Source organism: Luteimonas sp. WGS1318 (genome assembly GCF_043187535.1).
Classification (GTDB): Bacteria; Pseudomonadota; Gammaproteobacteria; order Xanthomonadales; family Xanthomonadaceae; genus Luteimonas.
Window position 1 is genome coordinate 867,803 of the sequence record NZ_CP171131.1, and the last position, 21,799, is coordinate 889,601.

The 21,799-nt window shown below is 70.3% G+C and carries 19 protein-coding genes; 5 read left to right on the top strand and 14 right to left on the bottom strand.

All coding sequences use genetic code 11. The features are described from left to right. Positions 1-160: 160 nt before the first annotated feature. The 5 genes from ACF3M1_RS03840 to ACF3M1_RS03860 all read right to left on the bottom strand — a co-directional run bounded on the left by ACF3M1_RS03840 (position 161) and on the right by ACF3M1_RS03860 (position 6,295). Positions 161-1,480 (bottom strand): peptidylprolyl isomerase, encoded by a 1,320-nt coding sequence (locus ACF3M1_RS03840; RefSeq protein ID WP_394004085.1) that lies wholly within the window; start codon positions 1,478-1,480, stop codon positions 161-163. Further along, entirely contained in the window at positions 1,477-3,957 is a 2,481-nt protein-coding gene (lptD, locus tag ACF3M1_RS03845) for an LPS assembly protein LptD (RefSeq protein WP_394004087.1), read from the bottom strand. The genes ACF3M1_RS03840 and lptD overlap by 4 nt, the downstream gene beginning before the upstream one ends. A 220-nt stretch (positions 3,958-4,177) precedes the next feature. Further along, positions 4,178-5,098 carry a histone deacetylase family protein gene (locus tag ACF3M1_RS03850; RefSeq protein ID WP_394005174.1) on the bottom strand — a complete coding sequence of 307 codons (921 nt, stop codon included), beginning with the start codon at positions 5,096-5,098 and terminating at the stop codon, positions 4,178-4,180. A gap of 42 nt (positions 5,099-5,140) precedes the next feature. Further along, positions 5,141-5,692, bottom strand: a complete 552-nt coding sequence (locus ACF3M1_RS03855; RefSeq protein ID WP_394004089.1) for a cob(I)yrinic acid a,c-diamide adenosyltransferase — start codon at positions 5,690-5,692, stop codon at positions 5,141-5,143. Positions 5,693-5,704: 12 nt separating this feature from the next. Continuing rightward, the gene (locus ACF3M1_RS03860; RefSeq protein ID WP_394004091.1) at positions 5,705-6,295 is read right to left on the bottom strand and encodes a hypothetical protein; all 591 of its coding nucleotides are present in this window, start codon (positions 6,293-6,295) and stop codon (positions 5,705-5,707) included. Positions 6,296-6,381: 86 nt separating this feature from the next. Between ACF3M1_RS03860 and ubiH the strand changes: the two genes are divergently transcribed. Then, positions 6,382-7,587 carry a 2-octaprenyl-6-methoxyphenyl hydroxylase gene (gene ubiH, locus ACF3M1_RS03865; RefSeq protein ID WP_394004093.1) on the top strand — a complete coding sequence of 402 codons (1,206 nt, stop codon included), beginning with the start codon at positions 6,382-6,384 and terminating at the stop codon, positions 7,585-7,587. Continuing rightward, complete coding sequence (locus ACF3M1_RS03870) at positions 7,584-8,762, top strand: FAD-dependent oxidoreductase (RefSeq protein ID WP_394004095.1); 1,179 nt, start codon at positions 7,584-7,586, stop codon at positions 8,760-8,762. The genes ubiH and ACF3M1_RS03870 overlap by 4 nt, the downstream gene beginning before the upstream one ends. 28 nt (positions 8,763-8,790) lie before the next feature. Here the strand turns inward: ACF3M1_RS03870 and ACF3M1_RS03875 are convergent, their stop codons facing one another. From ACF3M1_RS03875 to ACF3M1_RS03900, 6 genes are all read right to left on the bottom strand, one after another. Further along, the gene (locus ACF3M1_RS03875) at positions 8,791-9,726 is read right to left on the bottom strand and encodes a DUF808 domain-containing protein (protein ID WP_394004097.1); all 936 of its coding nucleotides are present in this window, start codon (positions 9,724-9,726) and stop codon (positions 8,791-8,793) included. Positions 9,727-9,784: 58 nt separating this feature from the next. Further along, positions 9,785-10,126, bottom strand: a complete 342-nt coding sequence (locus tag ACF3M1_RS03880) for a hypothetical protein (protein WP_394004099.1) — start codon at positions 10,124-10,126, stop codon at positions 9,785-9,787. 21 nt (positions 10,127-10,147) lie between these two features. After that, a complete protein-coding gene (rlmM, locus tag ACF3M1_RS03885; protein ID WP_394005175.1) occupies positions 10,148-11,197 on the bottom strand; it encodes a 23S rRNA (cytidine(2498)-2'-O)-methyltransferase RlmM in 1,050 nt (349 codons plus the stop codon). Positions 11,198-11,273: 76 nt separating this feature from the next. After that, positions 11,274-11,834, bottom strand: a complete 561-nt coding sequence (locus ACF3M1_RS03890; protein ID WP_394004101.1) for a nucleoside deaminase — start codon at positions 11,832-11,834, stop codon at positions 11,274-11,276. A 28-nt stretch (positions 11,835-11,862) separates the two neighbouring features. Then, entirely contained in the window at positions 11,863-12,258 is a 396-nt protein-coding gene (locus ACF3M1_RS03895) for a hypothetical protein (protein WP_394004103.1), read from the bottom strand. Beyond that, the gene (locus ACF3M1_RS03900; protein ID WP_394004105.1) at positions 12,255-14,018 is read right to left on the bottom strand and encodes a glutamine--tRNA ligase/YqeY domain fusion protein; all 1,764 of its coding nucleotides are present in this window, start codon (positions 14,016-14,018) and stop codon (positions 12,255-12,257) included. Before ACF3M1_RS03900 ends, ACF3M1_RS03895 begins: the two co-directional genes overlap by 4 nt. Before the next feature lie 264 nt (positions 14,019-14,282). Here ACF3M1_RS03900 and ACF3M1_RS03905 point away from each other — a divergent pair, with 264 nt between their 5' ends. From ACF3M1_RS03905 to msrA, 3 genes are all read left to right on the top strand, one after another. Then, positions 14,283-16,448 carry a GGDEF domain-containing protein gene (locus ACF3M1_RS03905; protein WP_394004107.1) on the top strand — a complete coding sequence of 722 codons (2,166 nt, stop codon included), beginning with the start codon at positions 14,283-14,285 and terminating at the stop codon, positions 16,446-16,448. 74 nt (positions 16,449-16,522) lie between these two features. Further along, positions 16,523-17,446: a DMT family transporter gene (locus tag ACF3M1_RS03910; RefSeq protein ID WP_394004109.1), complete on the top strand. Its 924-nt coding sequence runs from the start codon at positions 16,523-16,525 to the stop codon at positions 17,444-17,446. Positions 17,447-17,532: 86 nt separating this feature from the next. Then, positions 17,533-18,183 (top strand): peptide-methionine (S)-S-oxide reductase MsrA, encoded by a 651-nt coding sequence (gene msrA, locus ACF3M1_RS03915; protein WP_394004111.1) that lies wholly within the window; start codon positions 17,533-17,535, stop codon positions 18,181-18,183. Between the two features lie 83 nt (positions 18,184-18,266). On the opposite strand, the gene oxyR is transcribed toward msrA, so the two are convergent. The 3 genes from oxyR to ahpC all read right to left on the bottom strand — a co-directional run bounded on the left by oxyR (position 18,267) and on the right by ahpC (position 21,608). Further along, positions 18,267-19,184, bottom strand: a complete 918-nt coding sequence (gene oxyR / locus ACF3M1_RS03920; protein ID WP_394004113.1) for a DNA-binding transcriptional regulator OxyR — start codon at positions 19,182-19,184, stop codon at positions 18,267-18,269. Positions 19,185-19,259: 75 nt separating this feature from the next. Continuing rightward, a complete protein-coding gene (gene ahpF, locus ACF3M1_RS03925; RefSeq protein ID WP_394004115.1) occupies positions 19,260-20,840 on the bottom strand; it encodes an alkyl hydroperoxide reductase subunit F in 1,581 nt (526 codons plus the stop codon). 204 nt (positions 20,841-21,044) lie between these two features. Beyond that, positions 21,045-21,608 carry an alkyl hydroperoxide reductase subunit C gene (gene ahpC, locus ACF3M1_RS03930; RefSeq protein ID WP_180543418.1) on the bottom strand — a complete coding sequence of 188 codons (564 nt, stop codon included), beginning with the start codon at positions 21,606-21,608 and terminating at the stop codon, positions 21,045-21,047. Positions 21,609-21,799: the final 191 nt, after the last annotated feature.

Consider the following 21,799-nt stretch of genomic DNA (forward strand, 5'->3'; position numbering starts at 1 on the left):
CTCAGGACGGGATTGCGCCGATTGGACCCGACGCATGGCCGCGGCCTGCAGGGCACCGCTGACCGGATGGCGTGCGACTGGCGCGCACAGCCATCGGCGACAGACCGGGCCCGCCGCGCGCGGATCGCGGCGCGATCCGGTGCGTGGCTGCCCGTGTCGCTCATCCGCCGCTGCCCACGACCTCGGGATCGGGGTTCGGGCCGATGCGGATGCTGACGTAGGCCTCGCCGCGCAGCTCGCGGACGTAACGGTCCCACTCGTCCTCGAGCTTGCGCTGACCGATCGCCTCGCGAGCCTGGGCGCGCTGGTTGCTGTCGTTGCCGGCGGACTGGCGCGTGGCCATGCGCTGGACGATGTGCCAGCCGGCCTGGGTGCGGAACGGCGGCGACACGGCGCCGTCGCCGATCGCGGCGACCTGGCTGCCGAAGTCGGGGCCGAACTCGTCCTGGGTGAACCAGCCGAGGTCACCACCGGTGCCACGCGTGCTGGTGTCCTCGGAGTTCTCGCGGGCGATCTCGGCGAAGTCGGCACCGCCGACGATGCGGGCACGCAGGGCATCGGCGCGCGCGCGGGCGGCACTGTCGTCACCTGCGGCGGCGCGGATCAGGATGTGCCGCGCCTGGAATTCGGTCACCGTCGCGCCGCCGGACTGCGCGGCATCGCGCACGTCGACGAGCTGCAGCAGCTGGAAGCCGCTCGGACCACGGATCGGACCGATGACCTGGCCGGGCTGCAGCGACGTCACCGCCGTCGCGAACGCGGCCGGGATCTCGTCGCTCCGCCGCCAGCCGAGGTCGCCGCCTTCCAGCGCGTTGGGGCTGTCGGAATAGCGCACCGCCGCGGCCGAGAATTCCATCTCGTTGCGGTCGAGCAGACCCTTGATGCCGTCGATCTTCTGCTGGCCGATCTGGATCTGATCGGGCGTCGCGCCTTCGGGAAGCGCGACGAGGATGTGCGAGAGCCGATATTGCGCGCCCGTGGCCTGGGCCGACAGAGCCGCCTCGACTTCGGCATCGCTGACCGAGATGCGCGTCTGCGCGAAGCGCTGGCGCATCCGCTGGACCATGAGTTCGTCGCGCAGCGAGGCGCGGAAGTCGTCGAACGACATGCCGTCACCGGCGAGCTGCTGGCGCAGCTGGTCCATCGTGAAGTTGTTCTGCTGGGCGATCGCGGCGATCGCCTGGTCCACTTCCTCGTCGCTGATGCGCACGCCGGTCTGGGCGGCACGCGCGGTCTGCAGACGCAGGGTGACCAGGCGCTCGAGCACCTGACGCTCGAGGATCTGCTGCGGCGGCAGCTGGTCCTGGCGCGTCGCATACTGGCCACGGATGTTGGCGACGGCACGCTCGAGTTCGCTCGCGAGGATGACGTCCTCGTCGACGACGGCGGCGATGCGGTCCAGAGGCTGCAGGTCCTGCGCCTGGGCGGTGACGGCGAACAGCACGGCGGCCGCCGCGAGGGAACGGATCAGTGTTTTCATTGGCTCAGGCCGGGAGTGAGGGTTTCCACGTCGTCGCTGTTGCGCAGTTCGGACGGCGGCACGAGATAGAGGTCATCGCGGTAATAACCGAGAATAGCACGGCGTAAACGGTCTTCCGTATTGGGACCGGCCGAGCCCAGACCCTTCAGTTCAAGTTCGAACATGATCGCGTTGTTCAGCTCGCCCTGGCGGTTGCGCAGGTAGCGGCGGCCGACGACGCGGGCCGCCAGACAGCAGCTGTCCCACTGCACGCCGGCGACGGCTTCGAGCAGACGGTTGTCGGTGAACGAGTAGTAGTAACGACCGACCACGCTCCAGGCGGCGCTGATCGGATACAGGAACGACAGGTCGGCCTGTTCGATCAGATCCGCGCGGCGGCGGTAGGCGAAATTGACGATGCCCTCTTCGCCGATCAGATAACGCGTGCGCAGCGACATCAGGTCTTCGCGACGGAACTTCGGATCCCATTGGTAGCCGGCGCTGACCGTCCAGCGGTCGTTGATCGCGTAGGTCGCATCACTGACCCAGGCGGAACGTCCCTGTTCGACCTGCGCTTCGCCCGGAATCGTCACGCGGGAATCGGACAGATAGACGATCTGGCCGAGGCTCGCCGAGAGCTTCTCCATGCCGTCGGATTCGCGGATCAGGCGCGTGCTGACGGCCATCGTGATCTGGTTCGCGTCGGCCTGGCGGTCGGCGCCCGAATAGCGGTTGTCGCGGAACAGCTGGCCCCAGCCGAAGGTCAGCGGCGAGGTATCGAACAACGGCAGCGCGGACTGGTCGCGGTAGGGCGAGTTCAGATAGAACACCCGCGGCTCGAGCGTGTGCAGGTACTCCTCGCCCCGCCAGCGGGTGTTGCGGTCGAAGAACAGGCCGGCGTCGATCGAGCCGATCGGCTGGCTGCGGCTCGGCGAGGTGTTGCGGTAGAGCGCGAGCGTGTCGGCAGGCACCGGCTGGTCACCGGGAATGCCCAGCTCGGCGCGCGCGCGCTCCTCGGCGATGCGATCGGCCAGCACGCCGTCGAGCGAATAGCTGGTGTGGCGGAACGCGACCGTCGGACGCACGAACCAGGCCGCGCCCTCGAACGGCATCGATACGTACGGCTTGACGTCGAGGCGGCTGCCGCCCGGACGCGCCGCATCGTCGAGATGCGCGAACCGCGTGGCCGTGGTGTCGACGCCGGCATTGATCCAGCGGCCGTACGGCCGTTGCCACGTGAATGATGCGTGCGGCAGGCGGTTGTAGGGCAGCACCGACTCGGGCAGCGTGTAGTCGGTCAGCAACTGGTAGTCGGCGAGCACGCTCGCGTTCCAGAACCCGAGGTCGCCCGAGGTGCCCTGGCCGAAGACGCCGAGCTGGCTGAGCGCGCTGACCGACGAGATGCCGTCGACGTTGTTGCTCGAATCCTCGAGATACCGCGGATCGCTCATCCAGGTCAGGTTGGCGCGGCCCTGCCAGGCCGGGCTGATGTCCACCGACCCGCCGAAGCCGAGGAACGCGCGATCGGCCTTGCGCCGGTTCTCAGGGAACAAGCCCAACGGTTCCAGCAGCTCTTCTTCCAATTCGCGCTCGCGGCTGGCCAGCTTGTCCGACGGCAGGTAAGCCACGTCGAGCTCGCCGCGTGCGCGTTCGGTCATGAACCGGAACTCGGTGCCCAGTTGCACGCCGCGCCGGCTCATGAAGCGCGGTTCGAGCGTCATGTCGTAGTTCGGCGCGAGGTTGAGATAGATCGGTTGGGTGTAGTCGAAACCGTTGCGGCCGGACTGCGAGATCCGCGGGAACAGCAGGCCGGTCAGGCGGCGCTCGTCGATCGGGAAGCGGAACCAGGGCACATACAGCACCGGCACCTTGCCCACGCGCAGGGTCGCGTTGCGCGCGGTGCCCATGCCCATGTCGGTGTCGATGTCGATCTGGCCGGCCTTGAGCTCCCACCAGCGGTCGCTCGGCGTGCAGGTGGAATACGTCGAACCGAGCAGCGCGCCGACGGTGCCGTCCATGCGGATATGGTCCGCGCCGCCGTTGCCACGGCGGGCGGTCAGCTGGTAGCGCACGCTGTCCATGCGGTAGGACTCGGCGAGCGTGTCGCCCTCGAGCCGGTCGGCGATCACGCGCATGCCCGAATCCTGGTAACGCACGTTGCCGCTGGCGACGAAGGTGCCGTCCTCCTGCGAGAACTGCAGATCGTCGGTGCCGAGGAACTGGTCGCCACGGCGCAGCGTCACGTCGCCACTGACGTTGCCGGTGAAGTCGCTGTCCACACCGGCCAGGCCTTCGAACTGGTTGCCGTCGATGTTGGTGGGCTGGTTCTCGCGGTCCTCGACCGAGCCGACCGGCGCCTGGGCGTCGGCGAACGCGGGAACGGCGTCCTCGATCGGGCACAGGGCCCAGTAGTTCGGGCGCAGCGCCTCGTCGGCGTGGGCGCTCAGCGAGACGGCGATGCAGAACGGAAGAGGCAGCAAGCGTAGGGCAGGGCGCACGGTCGATCCGTTCAGCCAAAAACGTGCGCCAGCATGCCGTATCCCATGGGCAGCGGCAATGCGGCTAAACCGCGTTCATTCACCGGATGCCGTGCCTCGGTGTGATGCCTCAGGCTGCGGGCGCGCTGAACATGAATGGACGCAGGCGCGCGCCGTGAATCAATGTCGCGCAGCGCGCTGTCGGCCCTGGATCGGCACGCCTTGCATCCGGCGGACGCGATCAGCCCGGCGATGCCCTCAAGGCGTGCAGATGGGCCACGCTGCACTCCCGCAGCGCCTGCAGGTCGTAGCCGCCCTCGAGCATCGAGACCAGCCGGCCTTCGGCATGGCGGTCGGCCAGCGCGACGAGTTCGCCGGTGAGCCAGCCGAAATCCGCGGCCTCGAGTTCGAGTTGGGCCAGCGGATCGCGCCGGTGCGCGTCGAAGCCGGCCGACACCAGCACCAACTGCGGTGCGAAGGCGTCGATCTCCGGCAGCAGGCGCTCGCGCCAGGCGGCACGAAACGGTTCGCTGCCGGTGCCCGGTGGCAACGGCAGGTTGACGATGTTGCCGACGCCGCGCTCGCTGCGCTGGCCGGTGTCGGGATACAGCGGCCACTGGTGCGAACTCAGGTATTGCACCCGGGGCTCGGCGTCGAAGATCGCCTGGGTGCCGTTGCCGTGGTGGACGTCGAAATCGACGATCGACACCCGCGTCAGGCCGTAGCGGTCCAGCGCGTGCGCGGCCGCGACGGCGATGCTGTTGAACAGGCAGAAGCCCATCGCGATGTCGCGCGTGGCGTGATGGCCGGGCGGCCGCACGGCACAGAAGGCACGCGTGGCATCGCCGCCGAACACCAGATCGACCGCGGCCACACCCGCGCCCGCGGCATGCAGTGCGGCCAGGGCCGAGCCGGGCGAGAGCACGGTGTCGGCATCGAGCGGAATCCGCCCGGTCGGTTTCGATTCGAGCACCGTCTGCAGCAGGGATTCGTCGTGCACGCGCAGCAACTGGCCGCGCGTCGCCGCCGGCGCCTGGCGCAGGTCGAGGTCCGGAAACGCGGCGCGCAGCGCCTCGATCACCGCCGCCAGCCGTTCCGGGCGTTCGGCGTGCTCGGGACCGGTGTCGTGGTCCAGCGCGCTCGCATGGGAGAACACCGGCACCTGCCGGGAATCACCGCCGAAGGTGACCGGAGGATGCATCGCTCAGCGCCGGCGCTCGTGGCGCCACAGCACCTCGCCGTGGCCGTCGGCGCGCGCCAGCACACGGGCCAGCACGAACAGCAGATCGGACAGGCGGTTGAGGTAGCGCACGGCCTGGGGCCGGACCGCTTCCTCGCGCGACAGCGCCACCGTCTCGCGCTCGGCGCGCCGCACCACCGTGCGCGCGATGTGGCAGCGCGCCGCGGCCTCGCCGCCGCCGGGCAGGATGAAATCCTTCAGCGCGGGCAGGTCGTCGTTGTAACGGTCCAGGTGGGCTTCGAGCGCGTCGACGTCCGCGTCCTCGATGGCCGCGTGACCCGGAATGCACAGCTCGCCGCCGAGATCGAACAGCTGGTGCTGCACGGTGGTCAGCAGGTCACGGATGTCGTCGGGCACCGGGGCCGCCAGCAGCAGGCCGATCGTCGAGTTCGCCTCGTCGACGGTGCCGTAGGCGGTGACGCGCAACGCGTCCTTGCCGATCCGCGTCCCGTCGCCGAGGCCGGTCGAGCCGTCGTCGCCGGTGCGGGTGTAGATCTTCGAGAGCCGGTTGCCCATCGGTGCGACGCGTCAGTCGGCGCGCAGCGGACGTGCGCCGGCCGCGGGCTTGGGCAGCACGCGCGTCAGCAGCACATGCAGCATCGCGGCAGCGCCGACGTACAGCGCGGCGACGCGCATGTAAGGCAGCAGCCAGTCGGTGTAGTTCTTCCACCAGCCGGCCACGCTCGGCTCGGCCACGCTGCTGCTGATCCAGTAGAAGCTGCCCTGGGCGATCAGATGGCACACCGCCACCGAGACGACCAGGCTGGCGACGAGCTTCAACGCACGCGCCAGGGCCGGGCCGTCGACATGCCGCTTCAGCCACGTGCCGCCGGCCCACATCGCGAAGTACGCCGGCACCAGGCACCAGTAGGCCGGCGAGACGCAGTAGTGGCTCCAGAACGACAACCCCTGCTGGGTAATCACGAACCAGTCGACCGCCACCGCCAGCACCATCAGCCCCGGAAACGCCCAACGCGTCCAGCTGGCGAGATAGACGCCGCCGATGAAGAAGACCGCCCAGGACGCATCGGGCACGACGCCGAAATGATGCACGCGGGTGGCGGCCATCAGCGCGGCCAGCAGGGCGAGGATGGTGGCGCGACGGGCGACGGGGGTCATTACGGCTCCGGATGCGGCGGACGGGTTCACGACCCGCATTCTAGCGGAGCGCCCGGCGACGTGCGGCCAGCGCTTATCATCGCGCCATGGAGCATGCACATCAGGTCCTGATCGTCGGCGGCGGCCTCGTCGGCGCCAGCCTCGCCATCGCGCTCGACCGCGCCGGCATCGAGACCGCCCTGGTCGAGGCGACGGCGGATGCGATGCCGGCGGTCTTCGACCAGCGCAACCTCAGCTTCGCCGAGGCTACGGTGAATGCCCTGACGGCGCTCGGCGTGCTGCAGGCAGTGCGGTCGCCGTCGGGCCCGATCCGCCAGATCCACGTCAGCCGGGCCGGCGATTTCGGCCGCGTCCGGCTCGATGCCCGTGACTACGGGCGCACGCAGTTCGGCCAGGTCGTCGTGGCCCGGGATTTCGGCCAGGCGCTCGAGGCACGGCTGCAGACGCTGACGCACGTCACCCGCTATCGCCCCGGACGCGTGAGCGCGGTCGGCGCGGCGGCCGGTGGGCGGCGGATCGTCGACATCGAAACACCGGACGGCGTGGTGCGCGCGAGCGCGGCCCTGGTGGTGGCCGCCGACGGCACCCGGTCGCTGACCCGCGACGCGCTCGGGATCGAGGCAGAGACCCACGACTACCTCCAGACCCTGTTCGTCGCCCGGTTGCAGGCCGCGCGCGCACCGGACGGCATCGCCTACGAACGCCTGACCGACAGCGGGCCGACCGCGTTGCTGCCGCGAGGCGACCGCCATTACGGCCTGGTGCACGGCGTGACGGCCGGCGACGTTGACGCGGTCGCCGCGCTCGACGACGCGGCGTTCCTCGCCCGGGTGCAGTCCGCGTTCGGCTGGCGCGCGGGCCGGTTCACCGCGGTCGGGCCGCGCAGCCGCTATCCGGTGCGGCGCGTGGTCGCGACGGCCACGACGGCACCGCGCGCGGTGCTGGTCGGCAATGCCGCACAGACCCTGCATCCGATCGGCGCGCAGGGGTTCAATCTCGGGTTGCGCGATGCACTGACGCTGGCCGAACTCGTCACCGATGCCGCCGATCCGGGCGCGCCCGCGCTGCTCGAGCGTTACGCCGCGCGTCGCCGCGAGGACCGCAGCCGCACGCTCGCGTTCTCCGATGGCCTGGCGCGGCTGACCTCGAATCCGTCGCGCCTGTTGCGCCCGCTGCGCAGTCTCGGCTTGCTGGCCGTCGACCGCGACGCGGCGCTGCAGGCGATGCTCGCCGGCGGCGCGATGGGCTATCGCGGCGACGTGCCGGCGCTGTGCCGCGGAGCGGCCGCATGAGTCGCCGCGGCCTGCGCGACGTGGTCGTCGCCGGTGGCGGCGTGGTCGGCGCTGCGTGTGCGCTGGCGCTCGCGCGGCTCGGGCTGGACGTGGTGCTGGTGGAGGCGCGGCCGCCGGTCGCGTGGGACGCCGCCGCGCCCGACCTCCGCGTCTACGCGTTCGCACACGACAACGCCCGCCTGCTGGAGACGATCGACGTGTGGCCCGCGGTGCGCGCGACCCGCGCGCACGCGTACCGCCGGATGCAGGTCTGGGATGCGGGCGGCGGCAGCGAGTTGCGGTTCGACGCCGACGCGCTGGGCCTGCGCGAGCTGGGCTGGATCGTCGAGCACGGCCTGCTGGTCGATCGCCTGTGGGCGCAGCTCGCCGTAGCCGGCGTCGAGGTGCGCAGCCCGGCTGCGGTCGAGGCGCTGGAGACGGACGACGACCGCGTCGCGCTGAGGCTCGATGCCGGCAGCCGGATCGAGGCCCGCCTGGCGATCGCGGCCGACGGTGCCAGTTCGGTGCTGCGCCGGCTCGCCGGGATCGGCGCCGACGGCCACGACTACGGGCAGAGCGGCGTCGTCGGCTACGTGCGCAGCGAGCGCCCGCACGCGGACACGGCGTGGCAGCGGTTCCTGCCGGGCGGGCCGCTGGCCCTGTTGCCCTGCGGCGACGGCCTGAGCTCGATCGTGTGGACGCTGCCGGCCGACGAGGCCGAGCGCGTCCGTGCACTCGACGACGCGTCATTCGCCGATGCGCTGACCCGGGCGTCCGGGGGCCGGCTCGGTGGCCTCGCGCCGGTCTCGGCGCGGGCGGCGTTTCCGCTGCGCCGGCAGCTGGTCGACACCCAGGTCGCCGGACGCGTGCTGGTCGTCGGTGATGCCGCCCATGTCGTGCATCCGCTGGCCGGGCAGGGCGTCAACCTGGGCCTGCGCGACGTGGCCGGTCTGGCCGAAACCGTCGGCGAGGCGTTGCAGCGCGACGCACGCTGGGACGCGCCGCAGCGGCTCGCGCGCTGGGCGCGTACGCGGCGCAGCGAGAACACGCTCGCCGCCCATGCGTTCGACACCATCAACCGGGTCTACTCCAACGACGCGTTGCTGCCGACGCTGCTGCGCAGCCACGCGCTCGGCATCGCCGGCCACGTGCCGCCGCTCAACCGCCTGTTGTGGCAGCGGGCCGCCGGCGGCTGATCCGCAGCGGCCGCCCGCTCGGGCCGGCTCAGTGCGCCGCGGCCGCAGGTCCGCGCATGCGCTTGAATGCGTGCACCGCGCCGACGGCGAGCCCACCGGCCACGACGCCGACGACGGCATTGATCAGCGTCGGCGTGATCGCGCCGAGCACCGCGCCCACGGTCGGCAGGGCGCCGAGCCCGGTCGCGGTGTCCTGGATCCAGGTCGCCAGGTCGTGGATGCCGTGGGCGATGATGCCGCCGCCGACGAGGAACATCGCCGCCGTGCCGGCGATCGCCAGGCCCTTCATCAGCCATGGCGCGGCGCGCAGGATCGCCCGCCCCGTGGTGCGTGCGAAGGCGGACGTGCGCCGGCTCAGCGCCAGGCCGGCGTCGTCGAGTTTGACGATGCCGGCGACCAGGCCGTAGACGCCGACGGTCATCAGCGCGGAAATGGCGGCCAGCGCGCCGAGCTGGGTCAGGAAGGCCGCGCCGGCGACGGTGCCCAGCGTGATCGCGATGATCTCGGCCGACAGGATCATGTCGGTGCGCACCGCGCCACGGATCTTGTCGCGCTCGAACGCGACCGGGTCGACATCGGCGCCTGCGAGCGCGGCCGTGCGGCCGGGCTTGGCGGCATCGTCCTCGGCCTTGTGAAACAGCTTGTGCATCACCTTCTCGAAGCCCTCGTAGCAGAGGAACAGGCCGCCGGCCATCAGCAGCGGCGTGACCAGCCACGGCAGCCAGGCGCTGATCGCCAGCGCCGCCGGTACCAGGATCAGCTTGTTGCGGGCCGAGCCCTTGGCGACTGCCCAGACCACCGGCAGTTCGCGGTCGGCCTGGACACCGGTGACCTGCTGCGCGTTGAGGGCGAGGTCGTCGCCGAGTACGCCGGCGGACTTGCGCGCGGCCAGTTTGGTCATCACCGCCACGTCGTCGAGGACGGTGGCGATATCGTCGAGCAGGGTCAGCAGGCTGGAGGCCATGCGGGCAGGACCGGTATGGAGGGCGCGCGCAGTATGCAGCGCGGATGTGGCCTCGGTGTCAGCGCGTGAGCGCCCACGCGGCGAGTCCGAAGGCCAGTGCCGCGATGGTGGTCGCAACCAGGGCCAGGGCCTGGGCGCGGACCAGCCGCGTCTCCGCGCGCACCGAGGCGAGCTGCAGCGCTTCGATGGTCTTCTGCATGTCGGCGGCCAGCTTGCCGATCGAGTCGGCGTTCTGGCTCGCCGCGTCCTGCAGCTCGACGATCTGCGCGTCGACGACGTCGTTGCGCCGCTGCTGGCCCAGGTCCACGAGGGGTGGCGGCGTGCGGGTGAAGATCGGCCGTGCCAGCCGGACGATTTCCGGCAGGTACGGGGCGACGACGGTGATCCAGCCTGCAGCCATGACGCACTCCCGGGTTCGGACTCAGTCGACGCTGGCGTAGACCGTGATCTCTTCGCGGTCGTGGTAGAGCTGCCGCGCGCGGATCACCAGGTTCTCGTGCTCGCCCGCGTTGTTGGCGAACAGGTCCAGTGCCAGCAGGGTTTCCTGCCAGCGCTTCTTCATCGGCAGCTTGAGGTTGAAGACCGCATTGCGGCACCAGCCTTCGCGGAACCAGGTCGCCATGCGCTCGGCGACCTTGCGCGGCTGTTCGACCATGTCGCAGACCATCCAGTCGACCGCGCCGACGGGCTGGTAGCGGAAGCCGTCGACACGGTGATGATCGACCAGGCCGGTGTCGAGCAGTTCGGCCTGCATCGGCCCGTTGTCGACCGCGACCACGCGCATGTGCTCGCGCGTCAGCACCCAGGTCCAGCCACCCGGCGCCGCGCCCAGATCGACGGCGCGCATGCCCGGCTTGATGCGGGCCTTGCGCTCGCGCTCGGTCAGCAGCGCCATGAAGGCTTCTTCGAGCTTCAGCGCCGAGCGCGACGGCGCATCGGCATGTGTGCGCAGGCGCGGAATGCCCATCGGCCACGGCGCGCTGTCGCCGACCACCGACTGGGCCAGGAAGGCGTGCGTGCCCGAGACGAAGAACACGTGCAGGCGGGGGAAGCGGGTTTCGTCCTTCTGGCTCAGGAAGCCGCGCTTGCGCAGCGCCGGGCGCAGTGCGTTGCCGAAGCTGCGGGCGAGGCCGGCGAGCTGCTTGCCCTCGTCGGAGTCCGGATGCTCGACGACGAGTTCGCCATGGCGGCCGCGGCCGGCCAGCACGTCGAAGATCGGGGTGATGCGGTCGGTCGGATCGAGGTCGCGCAGCTCGGCCAGCAGCATCAGCTTCTGCCGCGCGAAGATCAGTTCGCGGAACGGCAGTTCGCTGGTCAGCGACGGGCCGTTGTCGGAGTGGAACAGCACGTAGCCGTCGCCGCGCCGGGTCTGCGCGTAGCCGGCGACGTGCACGCCCGCGGCGCGTTCGGTCAATTCGGCGGCGAGGTCGGATTCGAAGCCCGCACGGCAGTAGCACAGCAGGCCGCTGATCGGGTGCAGCGGCGACGTGCCGGCGTCGGCCGGGCCGGGCGCCGCGTCGTTCACGGTCGGATCGAGATCGCTCATGTCAGTACTTCGCTCCGTCGGTCTCGCCATAGGCACGCAGCACCGCGCGCGCATCGTCGCGCAGCAGGTCGCGGACGACCTCGATGCCGCGCTGGTTCAGGGCGCCGATCCAGTCCGCGGGCAGCGGGCCTTCGTCGAACGGCGTCAGCGCTTCGACGTCTTCCGAGCGCGCACCGATCAGCAAGCGGTCGATGCCGGCCCAGACGGTCGCGCCGTAACACATGCAGCACGGCTGCGAGGACGTGGCCAGCGTGACCGGGCCGATGCGCTCGTTGAGGCGCGGTGTCTGCAGGCGCTGCTGGGCGAGCATGTAGGCCATCGTTTCGGCGTGCGCGACCGAACAGGTATGCGGCATCACCCGGTTCACGCCGACCGAGACGATACGGTCCTGGCCGTCGAACACGACGGCGCCGAACGGGCCGCCGCTCTGCGCCTCGATGTTCAGGCGCGAGAGTTCGATCGCGAGCGCGACCTTGTCCGCGTCGCCCGGGTAGGCGCGCGTGGCGTCGACCCGGTCGTGGATCCAGGCGGGAAGGGTGAGGTGGACCTGTGCGTACAGCATGGACAGCCTTGGAAAGAGGGCGGGGCGTTCAGCGCTCGAGCGCGCCCTGGGGTGCCGCTTCACAGCGGTTGGCGACGCAGCGGCAGGCGGTGACCTCGCGAAAGCCGCAGACCGAGGCCAGGCCGCGTCGGGCGCAGTCCGCGGCCACGGCGTCGGGATCGACGTGGGCACCGGCGCTCACGCAGGCCGGGTAGGCGCCGCAGCAGTTGCCGACGTTCTTGACCGTGCAGTCGGCATCGCGGGCGCAGCGGGTATCGGGCGCCAGCGGTGAATCGCCGCCATCGGCGAGCGCGGGCGGCGCGCCGTACGGCACGGCGGCGGACGGCGGCGGGTTCGCCAGGTCGGGGGCGCGCTGCGCGCTGCACGCGGCGAGCCACAGCAGCAGCGGCAGCAGCAGCCACGCCGACCGGCGCAGGCGGCTCATGTGCGCGTCGCCCAGGCATCGCGCAGCGTCACGCTGCGGTTGAACACCGGTACGGCGGCCGTGTGGTCGTAGCGGTCGGCGACGAAGTAGCCGAGCCGCTCGAACTGGAACGCCTGCTCCGGCGTGGCCGCGGCGGCAGCCGGTTCGACGTAGCCGGTCACGCTGCGCTTCGACTCGGGGTTCAGATGGTCGCGGTAGGTCTTGCCGGTCGACTCGTCGTCGGGTTTCTCGACCACGAACAAGCGATCGAACAACCGAACCTCGGCCTCGACCGCATGCGCGGCACTGACCCAGTGGATCGTGCCCTTGATCTTGCGGTTCGCGCCGTCCATGCCGGGCCGCGATTCGGGATCCAGCGTGCCGCGGAGTTCGACGATCGCGCCGCTGTCGTCCTTGATCACCTCGTCGCAGCGCACGATGCCGGCCCCGCGCAGGCGCACTTCGCCGCCCGGGATCAGCCGCTTCCAGCCCTTGGGCGGCACTTCGGCGAAATCCTCGCGCTCGATCCACAGCTGGCGCGAGAACGGCACCTCGCGCGTGCCCTGGGCCTCGTCCTTGGGATGGTTGGAGAAGGTCAGCGTTTCGGCGTGGCCCTCGGGCAGGTTGGTCAGCACCAGCTTCAACGGGTCCACCACCGCCATGCGCCGCGGCGCGCGCGCATCGAGATCGTCGCGCAGCGCGCCTTCGAGCACCGAGAAGTCGATCACCGAGTTCTGCTTGCTGATGCCGACACGGTCGACCAGCAGGCGCAGGCTCGCCGGCGTGTAGCCGCGGCGGCGCAGGCCCTGCAGCGTGTACATGCGCGGATCGTCCCAGCCGTCGACCAGGCCTTCGCCGACCAGCTGGGTGAGCTTGCGCTTGCTCATCACCGTGTAGTTGATGTTGAGGCGCGAGAACTCGATCTGGCGCGGCTTGGCGGCCACGTTCGGCAGGCCGCGGTCGGTCAGCGACGCCAGCAGGTCCGGGTGGCCGGCGAGATCGACCCGATCCACCACCCAGTCGTACAGCGGGCGGTGGTCCTCGAACTCCAGCGTGCACAGCGAATGGGTGATGCCTTCGATGGAATCCCCCAGCGCGTGGGCGAAGTCGTACATCGGGTAGATCGGCCAGGCATCGCCGGTGTTCTGGTGGGTCACCTTCTTGATGCGGTACAGGGCCGGGTCGCGCAGGTTCATGTTGCCGCTGGCCATGTCGATCTTCGCGCGCAGCGTGCGCGTGCCGTCGGCGAACTCGCCCGCGCGCATGCGCCGGAACAGGTCGAGGTTCTCCTCGGCGCCGCGGTCGCGGAACGGCGAGTTCCGGCCTGGTTCGACCAGGGTGCCGCGGTATTCGCGCACCTGCTCGGCCGTCAGGTCGCAGACATAGGCGTCGCCCTGGCGGATGAGCTTCTCGGCGGCCAGGTAATAGACCTCGAAATAGTCCGAGGCGTGGCGCAGTTCGGCCCAGTCGAAGCCCAGCCAGCGCACGTCGTCCTCGATCGCGCGGACGAAGGCCAGGTCTTCCTTCTCCGGGTTGGTGTCGTCGAAGCGCAGGTTGCAGGTGCCGCCGAATTCAGCCGCGATGCCGAAATCCAAACAGATTGCCTTGGCGTGGCCGATATGGAGGTAGCCGTTGGGTTCCGGCGGAAACCGGGTGCGGACGGCCGTGTGCTTGCCGCTGGCCAGGTCCTCGCGGACGACCTGCCGGATGAAGTCCTGGCGCACCGGGCTGGACGCATCGGACGGCGAAACGGCGGGATCGGGGGCACCGGAGGAGGACATGGATGGCGGACTCGTGTGGATCGACGACGGAATCGCGCAGTTTAGCGGACTGCCGGGGCCGCCCGGATGGGCGACGGCGACGAGGTCATCAACGCGCCTGTGACGCGGACTTGCTTAAATATGTGACAGCGGTACGGGGCGCGCCCAGGACGGCGGTGCGTGGACATCATATTTGGGGGAGGTGTGCATGCGCGGAGTCGCGCACTCGATCGCCGGCGCGCGGTTGCCGGCCAGGCAGCGCTGTGCCTGTTCTGGAGCGCTGCCATGGCGCTGCTAGACACGGCGGATGCGATGCCGGGGCACCGCTGGGTGCTGGCAGGCTGCCTGCTCCTGCTGGTCAGCCTGTTCGCGATGCTCGTCGCATCGACCCAGCTGCGACCCGAGGAGCAGCGCGCGGTCGAGGTCGTCGGCGACGACGCGGCCGACCGCTTCGGCGAGGCGGCACGCACCGTGCGGTTGCGGTTCGACCTGCCGCCGACCGAACGCAGCCAGGGACGCTGGGCGCTGTGGTTCCCGCGCGAGCCGGTCGTGGGCCTGCACCTGACCCGTGCCGACGGCTGGCGCAGCGAGATCCGGGATTTCTTCCGGGTCGGTGACGACGAGGGCATGTTCCCCAACGGCTATGGCTTCGTGCTGCCGGCCGACTGGCAGGGGCCGGTGCAGCTGGACGTCCGCTACGAAGGCATGCTGCAGGCGAACATCGCCCCGGTGCTGGCGCGGGCCGGCGACGTGCGCCGCATCGAACGGTCCGGGGTGGCGCTGTCGGCGGCGCTCTACGGCGCGCTGCTCGCGCTGGCCACGCTGGCGCTGGCACTCGCCTATGCCTCGCGCGATCGCCTGTTCCTCGGGTTCTTCGGCGTGGTGTTCGCGCTGGTCCTTCTGCTGCAGGCCGCCAACGGCCATCTGTACGGACTGCCCGCAGGCCGGCTGTTCGGGTACTGGGGCGTGCAGGGCATGGCCGCGCTGGCGCTGCTCTATGCGGCGGCCACGCAATGGCTGATCGAGGCCTATGCGATGCCGCGCCTGCATCGGTGGTCCCGGGCGACCCGGACCATCACTGCCGCGCTGGTGCTGCTGGCCGCGGTGTGTCTGCTCAATCTGGACGCGGTGGCGCCGCTCGCATGGCCGCTGACCGTGCTCGGATGGACGGTGTCGGGCCTCGCGTCGCTCGCGATGCTTTTCGATGCGACCCACCGCGGTGTCCGGCTGGCGGGGTGGGTGCTCGCCGCGGCAGCTGTCGCGGTGGTTGGCGGGCTGTGGATGGCGCTCGTGCGTCTGGGCCTGACCACCGACATCGCGCTGCTGCACTTCGCGTATCAGGGTGCCCTGGTGGCCCTGGTCTTCGGTCTGGGCTTGGCGCTGATCAGCCGGATCGGCGACTACCGCGACCAGCGCGACCGCGACCGGCTCGCGCGGCTGGACACCGAGCGCAAGATGCGGCGCGAGAGCGCGCGCGCCAACCTCACCACCGCCCTGCAGACCCAACTCAACGGCCTGGATCCGGGCGAGCTGCCGTGGCAGGGCTTCCGCCTGCTGATGGACCACCTGTTACCGCTGGTGCCGCACGAGTCCTGCGTCGCGGTGCTGCGCGGCTACCAGGGGCGCGATCATCTGCTGGTGGAACCGGCGGACGCGCTGCCGGCGATCGAACACGAGATCCAGCGCCGCGGCCTGATCCTGCGTCGGCAGGCGACAGCGGGGATCGCGCTGCAGCAGCCGGTGCAGGCCTCGGCCGGTGGCCCCGTGGTCGCGATGGAGGCCCTGGTGCCGCTGCAGATCCGTGCCCCGGGCTGGGCCGTGCTGCTGTTGCGCCGTGCAGGCGGCGACGGCTTCACCACCGAGGAGATTTCGGTGATCGGCGAACTGCTGCGCCTGGTGCAACTGCAGGTGGACCAGGCCGCGACCGCGGTCAAGCTGCGCCGCTCGGCGGAGATCGACGCCCTGACCGGCACGATGAACCGGCGCACGATCGACCTGTGGGTCGAGCGCACATTCGTCGATGCCGAACGCACCGGGCGACCGGTGTCGGTGCTGTTCGTCGATCTCGATCACTTCAAGTCGGTCAACGACCGCTATGGCCACGCCTGCGGCGACGACTGCCTGCGCGCGGTGTCGCTGGCGCTGCGCAGCGTGCTGTCGGAGGCGGACATGTTCGGTCGCTATGGCGGCGAGGAATTCATCGCCGTGCTGCCCGGTCACGACGGCGCGGAGGCACGCGCGATCGGCGAGCGCATGCGCACCGCGGTCGAGAACGTCGAGATGCGGCACGAGGGTCAGCGGGTCCGGCTGACGGTGAGCATCGGCATCGCGACGCGGCAACCGGGCGAGGACGCGCCCGCGGCGGCGGTCGCGCGTGCCGACAAGGCGCTGTACGCGGCCAAGCGCCAGGGCCGCAACTGCGTGCAGGTGGCGCCCGCGATCTTCAGCTGAGCGGGGCGTGGGGCCGTACCGGGGCGGCGACGCGCTGCTACGCTGCCCGCCCCGACTGCGGCGCAGGCACGCGAATGTCCGAACGCTCCGCCCAACGCACTGCGCTGGTGTCGATGCTCGCGGGCGCGGCGCTGATCGGCACCAACGGCCTGATGGTGCGATGGGCCGGGACGCCGCCGACGATTTCCGCGTTTTATCGCATGCTGTTCGCCGGTCTGATGCTCGCGCTGCTGGTCGCGATGCGACGCGACTGGCGGCCGTTGCCACGTGCGGTATGGCTGTGGTCGCTGCTGCCGGCCGGCGCGTTCGCCGCCGACCTGTGGCTGTGGCACCGGAGCATCCTGCTGGTCGGTCCGGGCCTGGCGACGCTGCTGGCCAACGCGCAGGTCTTCTTCATGGCGCTCGCGGGCGTGCTGCTGTTCGGCGAACGCATCGGGCCACGCTTCGTCGCCGGCATCGCACTTGCGTTCTTCGGCCTGTGGCTGCTGCTCGGCGCGGACTGGGCCAGCCTGCCGGCCGAATACCGCTGGGGCGTGTGGCTGGGGCTGGCGACCGGGCTGTGCTACGCGGTTTACAACATCGGCCTCAAGACCGTGCAGCGCGTGGGCCGCGCGCACGACGCGTCACGTACGGCGCCGATCGCGCAGATCCTGGCGATCGCGTCGCTCGGCTCGGCGCTGCTGCTGGGCGTGGCCGGTGTCGCCGAGGGCGTGTCGTTCGCGATCCCGACGTGGACCTCGCTGGCCTGGCTGCTGGTGCTGGCCGGCATGGGGCACTGCCTGAGCTGGATCCTGATCTCACGCGCCATGCAACGCCTCGGCGTGGCCCTGGTCGGCCTGTTGCTGCTCGTGCAACCGGTCTGCGCGTTCCTGCTCGATGTTGTGCTGCTGCAGCGGCCCACCCTGCCGCGCGAATGGCTGGGGCTCGGCTTCACGCTGGCCGGTATTTTTCTCGCGAGCCTGAAGGGGCGCAGCCGCCTGCCGGCCGATGCCGTCTGAGCGTGCCGCCACCTTGAAGCGGCGCGCCGATGCCCGCACGTCGAGAGGGCGTTGCGCGGCTGTCCCGCGCCGCCAGGAGACCGCAGATGTTGGGAATCGGAGCGTGGAAACAGCGCCTGCCGCGCGCACAGGACGCCCTCCCGGGGCGGGACGCACCACTGCCGTTGCATAACGCGCATGCGGTCCACGGTCGCCCGCTGCAGGGGCCGTTCGAGGGCCTGGAACAGGTGCAGTTCGGCATGGGCTGCTTCTGGGGCGCCGAACGGAAATTCTGGTCGCTGCCGGGCGTGGTCACGACCGCCGTCGGCTACGCGGGTGGTGTCACGCCGAATCCGACCTACCGCGAAGTCTGTTCGGGCCAGACCGGTCATGCCGAAGTGGTGCTGGTGGTCTACGACCCGGGCGAGATCGCGTTCGAAACGCTGCTGCAGACCTTCTGGGAAAGCCACAACCCGACCGAGGGCATGCGCCAGGGCAACGACGTCGGCACCCAGTACCGCTCGGCGCTCTACTGCACCACGCCGGCCCAGTTCGACCTCGCCACGCGCAGCCTTAAGGCCTACCAGACGACGCTCGAGGCCGCCGGCTTTCCCGCGATCACCACCGAAGTGCGTGCCGAGGCGCCGCCGTTCTACTACGCCGAAGACGAACATCAACAATATCTGCACAAGAATCCGGGCGGTTACTGCGGCCTGGGCGGTACCGGCGTGAGCTGCCCGGTCGGCATCGCGCTCTGAGGTGTCGCGGGCCGGCGCTGCATGGCGCCGGCTCGGCCGGCCACGCACCCGTCCGCCGGGCCGTTGCCTGACCCGCAGGCGTTTCAGTCGGCGCGGGGCAGCGTCAGCAGATGGGCCGGCAGGGCCGCGAACAGCTGGGCCAGGGCCTGCAGGAACCCGGTCATCGCCGAGCTCCTGCGCCAGACCATCGCGATGCGGCGGCTCGGCGGCTGCGGATCGTCGAAGCCGATCAGGCGGATGTCCGGCGACTCGGCCACCGGCGGCTGGATCGCCAGCATCGGCAGCAGCGTGACGCCGACATTGGCGGCCACCATCTGCCGCAGCGTCTCCAGGCTGGTGCCCTGGAACCCTGATTTTTCCGCGGCGCCTGCGAGATGGCAGACATCGAGCGCCTGGTCGCGCAGGCAATGACCGTCTTCGAGCAACAGCAGGCGCTGGTCGGTCAGCGCGTCGAGCGTGATCGAGCCGCGCGACGCGAGCGGATGCGCATCCGGCACCGCGAGTACGAAGGGTTCCTCGAACAGCGGTTCGGCATGCATCTGCTCGTCGTGCACCGGCAAGGCGAGCACGGCCGCATCCAGCCGCCCGTCGCGCAGCCGCGCCAGCAGCTGATCGCTCTTTTCCTCGATCAGCAGCAATTCGAGCTGTGGAAACCGGCGCCGGATCGACGGCACGACGTGCGGCAGCAGGTACGGGGCGAGCGTCGGAAAGATGCCCAGCCGCACGACACCGGCTTCCGGGTCCTGGCTGCGCCGGGCCACTTCCTTCATCTGTTCGACGTCACCGACGATGCGGCGCGCGCGCTCGGCGACCTGCTGCCCGGTCGGCGTGAGCATGATCTTGCGCGGCGAGCGCTCGACCAGGGTGACGCCAAGCTCGTCCTCGAGCTTGCGGATCTGCGTCGACAGCGTCGGCTGGCTGACGAAGCAGGCCGCGGCCGCGCGGCCGAAGTGCCGGTGGTCGGCCAGCGCGACGAGATATTTCAAGTCACGCAGGTTCATGCCACGGCACCGGGCAAGTCGTGGCCGCCATGCGGCACGGCCGGGCGCGGTGTCGGCCTCCGGCCGGCCATGGCGTCAGGCCGCCTCGGCCTGCGGCGCGCGGACCGGGCTGCGGATCAGGTGATCGAAGGCGCTGAGCGCCGCCTTCGAGCCTTCGCCCATCGCGATGACGATCTGCTTGTAGGGCACCGTGGTCGCGTCGCCGGCGGCGAACACGCCGGGCACGTTGGTCTGGCCGCGGTCGTCGACGATGATCTCGCCGCGCGGCGACAGGGCCACCACGTCCTTGAGCCATTCGGTATTGGGCAACAGGCCGATCTGCACGAACACGCCCTCCAGGTCGACACGGTGGCTGTCGCCGCCGACACGGTCACGGTAGACGAGACCGTTGACCCGGCTGCCGTCGCCGAGCACTTCGGTGGTCTGCGCGTTGGTGACGATACGCACGTTGGCCAGGCTGCGCAGCTTGCGTTGCAGCACCTCGTCGGCGCGCAGCTGCGTGTCGAATTCGATCAGAGTGACGTGGGCGACGATGCCGGCCAGGTCGATCGCGGCCTCGACGCCGGAATTGCCGCCGCCGATCACCGCCACGCGCTTGCCCTTGAACAGCGGACCGTCGCAATGCGGGCAGTAGGCGACACCCTTGTTGCGGTACTGGTCCTCGCCCGGCACGTTCATCTGCCGCCAGCGCGCGCCGGTCGACAGCACCACCGTGCGCGACCGCAGCGTCGCGCCGTTCTCCAGCCCGATCTCGACCAGGCCGTCGTCGCCGGCCGGCACCAGGCGCGTCGCGCGCTGCAGGTCCATCACGTCGACGTCGTACTCGCGCACGTGCTGCTCGAGCGCGGCGGCCAGCTTCGGGCCTTCGGTTTCCTTGACCGAGATGAAGTTCTCGATCGCCATCGTGTCCAGCACTTGGCCACCGAAGCGCTCGGAGGCGACACCGGTGCGGATGCCCTTGCGCGCGGCGTAGATCGCCGCCGCCGCGCCGGCGGGGCCACCGCCGACGACCAGCACGTCGAACGGCGCCTTCGCTGCGATCGCCTTCGCCGCGCGGTCCGCGGCGCCGGTATCGAGCCGGGCGATGATCTGCTCCAGCGTCATCCGGCCCTGGTCGAACTTCTGGCCGTTGAGGAAGACCGTGGGCACCGACAGGATCTCGCGCGCCTCGACCTCGTCCTGGAACAGCGCGCCGTCGATCGCGGTGTGGCGGATGCGCGGGTTCAGCACGGCGGCGAGGTTCAGCGCCTGCACCACGTCCGGGCAGTTCTGGCACGACAGCGAGTAATAGGTCTCGAAGATGTAGTCGCCATCGAGCGCGGCGACCTGCTCGAGCGTGTCCTTCGCGGTCTTCGACGGATGGCCGCCGACCTGCAGCAGTGCCAGCACCAGCGAGGTGAACTCATGGCCCATCGGCAGGCCGGCGAAGCGCAGCGCGATGTCGTGGCCGGGCGAGGTCAGCGCGAACGAAGGACGGCGCGCGTCGGTGCCGTCCGTGTCGACGGTGATCTTGTCGCAGAGCTCCCGCAGGTCGTCGAGCAGCGACCGCAGCTCCTGCGATTTCTCGCCGTCGTCGAGCGAGGCGACGATGTGGATCGGGCGCACGACGCGTTCCAGGTAGGCGGCGAGCTGGGTCTTGAGATCGTCTGCGAGCATGGGGGGGCTCCTGTTACGGGCGACACGGATCCTCGACGCCGGCGGATGCCGGGGTCGGGACGACGAGGGGAGAGACGTGCACCGGAGGCCGCAGGCCCGGGGCGGGCGGCGGCTGGCGATCGGGCCGGCGGGCTCCGGTGCACGCCCACCCCCGCGGAGGCGGGTGTGGGCGCGGAGCGCGGCAAGGTGCCGCGCGGTGGGGCGTCAGATCTTGCCGACCAGGTCCAGCGACGGCGCGAGGGTCTTCTCGCCTTCCTTCCACTTGGCCGGGCAGACCTCGTTCGGGTTGGCGGCGACGTACTGCGCGGCCTTGAGCTTGCGCAGGGTCTCGGTGACGTCACGGGCGATGGCGTTGTCGTGGATCTCGACGGTCTTGATCACGCCTTCCGGATTGATGACGAAGGTGCCGCGCAGGGCAAGGCCGTCTTCCTCGATGTGGACGCCGAACGCGCGGGTCAGGCGATGGGTCGGGTCGCCGACCAGCGGGAACTGCGCCTTGCCCACGGCCGGCGAGGTTTCGTGCCAGACCTTGTGCGAGAAATGCGTGTCGGTGGTGACGATGTAGACCTCGGCGCCGATCTTCTGGAACTCGGCGTAATGGTCGGCGGCGTCTTCGACTTCGGTCGGGCAATTGAAGGTGAAGGCGGCCGGCATGAAGATCAGCACCGACCACTTGCCCTTCAGGCTCTCGTTGCTGACTTCGATGAATTCGCCGTTCTGGAACGCGGTGGCCTTGAACGGCTGGACTTCGGTATTGATGAGCGACATGGAAACTCCTCGAACAAACGGGGGGAGGCGGCGGGGAGGCCGCGGGCCGGGGTGTCGGCTGCGGCCATTGTAGGGATTGCCTATCGATAAATGAAATCGATAAGTCGAATTCTATCCATAGGCCAAGCATATGGAATAACTGCCATCCATGTATTGACAGCGTTCCACTCATGGCGTTGAAAGGCCTGCTG

Excerpts from the sequence above, each read along its gene's own strand:
- ACF3M1_RS03890 (WP_394004101.1), bottom strand. The coding sequence starts at position 11,834 with ATGCTGTACGCACAGGTCCACCTCACCCTTCCCGCCTGGATCCACGAC.
- ACF3M1_RS03905 (WP_394004107.1), top strand. The coding sequence starts at position 14,283 with ATGGCGCTGCTAGACACGGCGGATGCGATGCCGGGGCACCGCTGGGTG.
- ACF3M1_RS03840 (WP_394004085.1), bottom strand. The coding sequence starts at position 1,480 with ATGAAAACACTGATCCGTTCCCTCGCGGCGGCCGCCGTGCTGTTCGCC.
- msrA (WP_394004111.1), top strand. The coding sequence starts at position 17,533 with ATGTTGGGAATCGGAGCGTGGAAACAGCGCCTGCCGCGCGCACAGGAC.
- ahpC (WP_180543418.1), bottom strand. The coding sequence starts at position 21,608 with ATGTCGCTCATCAATACCGAAGTCCAGCCGTTCAAGGCCACCGCGTTC.
- ACF3M1_RS03900 (WP_394004105.1), bottom strand. The coding sequence starts at position 14,018 with ATGTCCTCCTCCGGTGCCCCCGATCCCGCCGTTTCGCCGTCCGATGCG.
- ubiH (WP_394004093.1), top strand. The coding sequence starts at position 6,382 with ATGGAGCATGCACATCAGGTCCTGATCGTCGGCGGCGGCCTCGTCGGC.
- ACF3M1_RS03860 (WP_394004091.1), bottom strand. The coding sequence starts at position 6,295 with ATGACCCCCGTCGCCCGTCGCGCCACCATCCTCGCCCTGCTGGCCGCG.
- ACF3M1_RS03875 (WP_394004097.1), bottom strand. The coding sequence starts at position 9,726 with ATGGCCTCCAGCCTGCTGACCCTGCTCGACGATATCGCCACCGTCCTC.
- ACF3M1_RS03880 (WP_394004099.1), bottom strand. The coding sequence starts at position 10,126 with ATGGCTGCAGGCTGGATCACCGTCGTCGCCCCGTACCTGCCGGAAATC.
- ACF3M1_RS03870 (WP_394004095.1), top strand. The coding sequence starts at position 7,584 with ATGAGTCGCCGCGGCCTGCGCGACGTGGTCGTCGCCGGTGGCGGCGTG.
- ACF3M1_RS03855 (WP_394004089.1), bottom strand. The coding sequence starts at position 5,692 with ATGGGCAACCGGCTCTCGAAGATCTACACCCGCACCGGCGACGACGGC.
- ACF3M1_RS03910 (WP_394004109.1), top strand. The coding sequence starts at position 16,523 with ATGTCCGAACGCTCCGCCCAACGCACTGCGCTGGTGTCGATGCTCGCG.
- ahpF (WP_394004115.1), bottom strand. The coding sequence starts at position 20,840 with ATGCTCGCAGACGATCTCAAGACCCAGCTCGCCGCCTACCTGGAACGC.
- ACF3M1_RS03895 (WP_394004103.1), bottom strand. The coding sequence starts at position 12,258 with ATGAGCCGCCTGCGCCGGTCGGCGTGGCTGCTGCTGCCGCTGCTGCTG.
- oxyR (WP_394004113.1), bottom strand. The coding sequence starts at position 19,184 with ATGAACCTGCGTGACTTGAAATATCTCGTCGCGCTGGCCGACCACCGG.